The sequence below is a fragment of the Candidatus Izemoplasma sp. genome (genome assembly GCF_982632705.1).
Window position 1 is genome coordinate 60,522 of sequence record NZ_CEXEES010000001.1, and the last position, 6,851, is coordinate 67,372.

At 31.0% G+C, this 6,851-nt stretch carries 6 protein-coding genes and 1 other annotated feature; of the genes, 4 read left to right on the top strand and 2 right to left on the bottom strand.

The genetic code is table 11. The features are described 5' to 3' along the window. Nucleotides 1-375 precede the first annotated feature (375 nt). Entirely contained in the window at nt 376-942 is a 567-nt protein-coding gene (locus tag AC2LE6_RS00330) for a TetR/AcrR family transcriptional regulator (protein WP_484477235.1), read from the top strand. Between the two features lie 47 nt (nt 943-989). Here the strand turns inward: AC2LE6_RS00330 and gap are convergent, their stop codons facing one another. Then, the gene (gene gap / locus AC2LE6_RS00335; protein WP_484477236.1) at nt 990-2,006 is read right to left on the bottom strand and encodes a type I glyceraldehyde-3-phosphate dehydrogenase; all 1,017 of its coding nucleotides are present in this window, start codon (nt 2,004-2,006) and stop codon (nt 990-992) included. A 135-nt stretch (nt 2,007-2,141) separates the two neighbouring features. Beyond that, a complete protein-coding gene (gene spx / locus AC2LE6_RS00340; protein ID WP_484477237.1) occupies nt 2,142-2,612 on the bottom strand; it encodes a transcriptional regulator Spx in 471 nt (156 codons plus the stop codon). 163 nt (nt 2,613-2,775) lie between these two features. Between spx and pepF the strand changes: the two genes are divergently transcribed. From pepF to AC2LE6_RS00355, 3 genes are all read left to right on the top strand, one after another. After that, the gene (pepF, locus tag AC2LE6_RS00345) at nt 2,776-4,536 is read left to right on the top strand and encodes an oligoendopeptidase F (RefSeq protein ID WP_484477238.1); all 1,761 of its coding nucleotides are present in this window, start codon (nt 2,776-2,778) and stop codon (nt 4,534-4,536) included. A 20-nt stretch (nt 4,537-4,556) separates the two neighbouring features. Next, nucleotides 4,557-4,749, top strand: a binding site (T-box leader). A 43-nt stretch (nt 4,750-4,792) separates the two neighbouring features. Next, nucleotides 4,793-5,794, top strand: a complete 1,002-nt coding sequence (gene trpS / locus AC2LE6_RS00350; RefSeq protein WP_484477239.1) for a tryptophan--tRNA ligase — start codon at nt 4,793-4,795, stop codon at nt 5,792-5,794. A 21-nt stretch (nt 5,795-5,815) separates the two neighbouring features. Next, nucleotides 5,816-6,721, top strand: a complete 906-nt coding sequence (locus AC2LE6_RS00355) for a helix-turn-helix domain-containing protein (protein WP_484477240.1) — start codon at nt 5,816-5,818, stop codon at nt 6,719-6,721. The last annotated feature ends 130 nt before the right edge of the window (nt 6,722-6,851 follow it).

Sequence of the window (6,851 nt, forward strand, 5' to 3'; positions counted from 1 at the left end):
ATTATACTCCTGTTTTTTCATAAAACAAGAGCTATTTTTTGATTGACTAAACAGTCATAGGTCGGTATAGTTCTTATATGGGGCTTCATGTCTATTTCAAAATAATTCAAAAAAATATTCAGAGTCTATAAATCGTCTTAAAACACTTTAATAAGCGGATAAGTGACTGATTAGTCACTTTATATATTTTAGTAATTCTAGTTCTTTATTATTATATATGGTGGAAAATCATTAATTTTACAGATTAAAGTTGATAATCGGTCAATGAAAGTACTTACATTTAAAAATATCTGTATTTTCTATGTTTTTTCTATTGACAATATAATTTTTGAGGAGTATGATTTTACTTGGAATGCACGAAAGAAGGAATGTATTATGTGTGAAAATAAAAGAAAAATCATTTTATTTACAGCTATGAAGTTGTTTAATGAGAGAGGTTTTCACAACACACCAACAAGCTTGATTGCCAAGAAGGCAAAAGTAAGTGTTGGAACACTATTTAACTATTACCCTACTAAAGAGCAATTGATACTTGCAATATATGAAGATATTAAACACCACTCTAAACATGTTTACTTAGAATTAATTAGAGATTATGATAGTTTCCATGATAAATTATTATCAATGTGGACTGCAGTTATAAAATGGGCGTTGCAAAATCCTAATGAATTTCAATACTTGGAGTTGTTCACACATTCTTCATTCATGAACTTACTTAAGTACGAGCAAATTATGGGATCATATACTAAATTCCGTGAAACATTGATTAAGGCAATATCTCCCGATACTATTTGTTTACGATATCCTGAGTACTCGATGTATTATGTTGATAATGCAATCCATGCTACATGTAATTTTATTTTGAATAACAATGTTGAGGATGAGGATGATTTCATTCGTTCTACGTTTGATCTATTATGGTTTGGATTTTCAGGCAAATAAAAAACTCACAATTACTTGTGAGTTTTTTTTATTAGTTCTTTTTTTAATTATCCTTTTAATCCAGCAGCTAAATGAGCAATAGTTCTTACCATTTGTGCAGTGTATGACATTTCATTATCATACCAAGTTAAAATTTTAACCATTTGTTTTCCGTCTACAGTCATAACTCTTGTCATTTGTGCATCGAATAAAGTTCCGTACTCAATTCCGATAGTATCAGATGATACGATTGGATCTTCAGTGTAACCTAATGTAGCTGAAGCTTTTGCTTTCATAGCTGCATTGATTTCTTCTACAGTAACTTCTTTTTCTAATTCAACAACTAAATCTACACAACTACCAGTTACAGTTGGTACACGTAATGCGATACCGTCTAATTTTCCTAGTAAGTTAGGTAATACTTTACCAACAGCTACTGCTGCACCTGTTGAAGTAGGTACGATGTTTGCTGCTGCAGCTCTACCACGACGGGCATTGATCCCTTTTGCGTGAGGTGCATCTAAAGTATTTTGGTCATTAGTATAAGCATGAACAGTTGTCATGAATCCTTTTACTAAACCAAAGTTTTCATCTAAAACTTGTGCGATTGGAGCTAAACAGTTTGTAGTACATGAAGCACCACTTACAACAGTTTCAGTTCCATCTAAGATGTCATGGTTAACATTGTAAACAACTGTTTTAATGTCACCTTTTGCTGGAGCACTGATTACAACTTTTTTAGCTCCTGCTTTGATATGTTTTTCTGCTAATTCTTTTGAAGTAAAGAAACCTGTACATTCTAATACAACTTCTACTCCAAGTTCTCCCCAAGGTAAATCTTCAGGATCTCTTTGAGCATAAACTTTGATTGGGTTTCCGTCAACAACGATGTTGTCTCCATCTACAGATACACTATCACTTTTGTATCTTCCTTGTGCAGTATCGTATTTAAGTAAATATGCTAACGTGTCAGCATCTGTTAAATCGTTAAGTGCAACGATTTCAAAATCTGGATTCTCGTTCATTAATCTAAAAGCCAAACGACCGATTCTTCCAAATCCGTTAATAGCAACTTTAATAGCCATTATAAATTCCTCCTAATATTTTAAATTCACTCTTATTATAAATCCTTTGGTTTAAAAAAACAACTAATAGCCCTATAATGAGAACGTTTTCTTTTATATGGTATCAAATAAAAAAGGTTAACCCTAAAGTTAACCTTAACTAGCTCGTGCTCTATCTTCTTTTTCTTGTAATTCTCTGAAGTAAATATCTAATGCATTTTTATAATCACAGTCATCTCCGTTTGTACAATTTGTACACATGATGATCTCTCTAAGTCTTTTTGGAATAAATGTTCTTATTTCATCTTCGTTATACCCAACTTGTAACTTATTATCTTCGATGATAATAGGTCTTCTTAAAACACTAGGGTTACTAATAATGAAATTAGTTAATTCACTCATAGTCATGTCATCAATATCCAAATTTTTCTCTTGGAATACTTTAGATCTTGTAGAAATGATGTCTTCAAAACCATTTTCAGTGTTTCTTAACATTAAGAAAATGTCATCTCTTGTAAGCTTAATATTGAAGATATTTTTTTCACGATATTCAATACGATGTTCTTCAAACCATTTCTTTGCTTTTCTACATGAAGAGCAGCTAGGTGTTGTATAAATTTGAATCATATTGATCACCCCTTTTTTATAAATTTTATAATGTAGTCCTTGATGTACTTTAATTATAGCATAAATGATTTGGTATGCAACTTTAATTTTAAAATGATGGCGTTTTCTTTTTTGTTTGCTTATATTATGATATAATATAAAAAGTCATAAGGAGGAATCAACTATGAAATGGAATCTAAAAAACTTATATAAAACAGTCGAAGATTGGGAAAAAGACTTCGAATTATTGAAAGAAATGATAACTGAATCAGGAGAATTCAAAGGGAAACTAGGAGAATTCAAATCATTTAAAAAATACTACTCTTTACAAAAAGATTTAGCTGTTAAGTTATTAAAAGTGTATCAATATGCACATTTAACTTTTGATTTAAACAGAAAAATTGTTAGCAATGGAGCTAGAGTTCAAAAAGTTGCATTTGAATTATCTAGATTAAATCAAGTTACAGCATTTGATTCACCTGAATTACTCGCAGTTGGGAAAGAAACTGTAGAGGGATTCTTAGAACAAGACGAAATGTTGAAAGAATACTCATTTAGCATTGAAAAATTGTTTAGAAATCAAGAACACGTTTTAGATGAAAAAAGTGAAGGAATTCTAGCGAATTACTCACAACTTGCATCTAAAGGTAATGAAATCTATTCTGCATTATCAGTCGGAGATAAAGTAGATAAAGAAGTTACATTAACATCAGGAGAAACAATCTCTATTACATCAGGAAACTATAGAAGTTATCTTGCAGACTTGGGGAATGCAGAAGATAGAAGAATTGTATTTGAAGCAGTATTTAGTTCTTACAAAGATCATAAAAACGCATATGCTCAAATCTATAATACTATCCTACAAAGAGATATTGCTACAATGAAAAACAGAAAATATGAATCAAGTTTAGAGTCATATTTATTTAGCAACAACATTCCATTAGATGTATATAATAATTTGGTTGCAGTTGCTACTGAAAATACTGATCCAATTAAAAGATACTACAAAATCAGAAAAGATTATCTAGGGTTAGAAGACCATAAAACGTATGATCGTTTCATGAGCCTAGCTGAAGGTTCAACTAAATTCACTTATGATGAAGCTAAAGACTTGTTCTTTAAGTCTGTTGCACATTTAGGGGATGAGTTCAACGCTAAAGCAAAAAGCTCTTTAGAAGACGGATATGTTGATGTCTTTGAACAAGAAGGTAAACAAACTGGTGCATATAGCTGGGGTGCTTTAAATGAACATCCTTTCATCTTATTAAACTATGATGATACATTAAATAGTGTATTCACTACTGCTCATGAAGCTGGACATAGTATGCATAGTATGTTTAGTGAAGAAGCACAACCTGTAGCTACACAAAACTATACAATATTTGTTGCTGAAATTGCATCAACATTTAATGAACACAATCTTCTTGATTACTTCATTAAAAACGCAAAAGCAACAAAAGAAGATAAAATTCAATTATTGCAACAATCAATTGATGATATTCTTGGAACATTCTATCGTCAAACATTATTTGCAGCCTATGAGTTAAAAGCACATGAATTAGCGGAACAAGGACAACCTATCACACATGAAGCTTTAAGTAATATTATGATAGACTTGTATAAAAAGTTCTATGATATAGATATAACCAAAGAAAATGGTAAAGAATATGTTTGGGCTTATATTCCTCACTTATTCGCAACACCATTCTATGTATATCAATATGCCACTTCTTTTGCAGCATCATTAAAACTATATGAAATGGTTAAAGAAGATCCTAAAAACATTGAGAAACATATCGGATTACTTAAATCTGGTGGAAACGATTATCCAGTTCAACAAGTTCAAAAAGCTGGAGTAGATTTAACAACCAAAGAACCATTTATGGCTGTAGTAAATAGATTAAACAGTTTAATAGATGAATTAGAGGTTGCATTAAAAGAATAATTATTGTATTATTTTTACAAATAAAAACATTGATTAGAATTAGTAATATTTTTAACATTAATAAAGTGAGTTTAGGCTAGTGAGAACTAAACATAATGACTAATATGAATGGATCTATGAGTGACACTAATAATGTCCGTATACCTGCGTTAAAGGTTTAAGCCTAGTTTACTAGGAAATTAAGGTGGTACCACGAATAAGTTCGTCCTTTCATTAGGACGGACTTTTTTATATAATATATAAGAAGGTGATTAATATGAAAAGAATATTATCGGGAATCCAACCAACGGGTTCACTAAACATTGGAACATACTTAGGAAGTGTAAAGAACTTTGTAAAACTACAGGATGAAATGCCTGATTATGAGTTTTATATCTTTATTGCTGATTTACATGCAATAACTGTTCATAAAGACAAACAGTATTTAAGAGCCAAAATCAAAGAATTGGCTGCGCTTTATGTTGCTTGTGGATTAGATCCGAAAAGAGTAAATTTATTCATCCAAAGTGAAGTTCCAGCACATTCACAACTCGCATATATTCTACAATGTAATTCATATATTGGAGAATTAGAAAGAATGACACAATACAAAGAGAAATCAAGAAAACAAGAAGCCGGTGTTACTGTTGGACTATTTAGTTATCCTACACTAATGGCTGCAGATATACTTTTATATGATCCAGATTTTGTACCAGTAGGTACAGATCAAAAGCAGCATCTAGAATTAACCAGAGATATCGCACAAAGAGTGAACAACAAATACAACGATATATTCACAGTACCTGAACCTTTAATCGCAAAAGTCGGGGCTAAAATTCAGTCGTTAAACGAACCCACTAAAAAAATGAGTAAATCAGATAACAATGAGAAATCTAGAATCAATTTACTTGATCCTGAGAATATCATCAAGAAAAGAATTAAAAGTGCAGTGACAGATTCATTAGGTACTGTTGAGTACGATCCAGATAATAGACCAGGTATCTCAAATCTAATGACTATCTATTCTGTTATTTCAGGTAAATCATTTGATGAGTTAACTGAGACATACAAAGGTAAAGGGTACAAAGAGTTCAAAGAGGATTTAGGTGAGGTTGTTTATCAAGAACTAAAACCAATCCAAAATCGTTACCATCAATTATTAAACTCTAATGAGTTAGATGAAATATTAGACCAAGGTAGAGATGCAGCAAATAAAATAGCTTACAAAAAAATTATGAAACTAAACGACCGCATTGGTCTAGGTAGAAAAAGAAAATAACTGATTTTAGGGGGAACTAATATGATAAACAGTAATATGGGAAAAATCATTGATGAATTAAGACAAGATCGCCAAATGTCGAGAGAGGACTTATGCGAAGAAGTAATGAGTGTCAGAAATTATCAAAGATTTGTTGCTGAAGAAGTAAATGTATCAAATGATAAATTAGGGAAACTAATTGATAAGCTGAGTTTAGATTATTTCACTGTTAGGGAAATATCTAGACATCGTGGTGAAGGTAAATATACAAAGATCCATCATGTATATCAATTAATGCAATCCAACTCTGATCAACAAGCTTACAAAGAGTTGACTGCTATCAATAGAAATAAGATTGAATCCTCATATATGACAACATTCTATGACTATTTGAAAATAGATTTAGAGCGACAACTTAAAATCATGTCTCAAGAGGATGCGATTAGAAATCTAATATCATTGATTAATTATCCCGAGATACTGAATTTCAAAGTATTGAATTTCATAGAATTGAATGTTCTTGTGATTTTGAATCTACATTTCTCAAAACTTGAGGATGATACAATCGCTAAATTCTTATACAAGTTTCTATTAGAAGACAACTTAGAGGAAAAGGGATTGAATGAAGCATTCTTACCATCTTTGTATTCGGCTACAGCCCAATCACTAGGTACTTTCACTAGATATACTCAGTCTTTAGAAATCTGTAATAAAGGTATTTCAGAATGTATGAAATTAAAGATGTTTACAACCTTTCACCAATTACTTTTCTTTAAGGCTTTATCGCATATGAAATTGGATCAAAAAGATGAAATGATAATCACTTTAAAAAGACTATACACTTTACTTTACACACTAAATGAAGATGAAAAAACCAAAGAATATATTGATACAATTAAAACTGTATTCAATATTGAACTTACTGTAACTTTTGGTGAGACGAGCTAATGAGTATTCCATCAACGAATTATGGTAAAATTATTGACCAACTTCGCAAAGACAGAAAAATATCAAGAGATGATTTGGTAGATGGAATCATGTCAAAAAGAAATTATCAGCGATTCACCTCTGGTGAAAC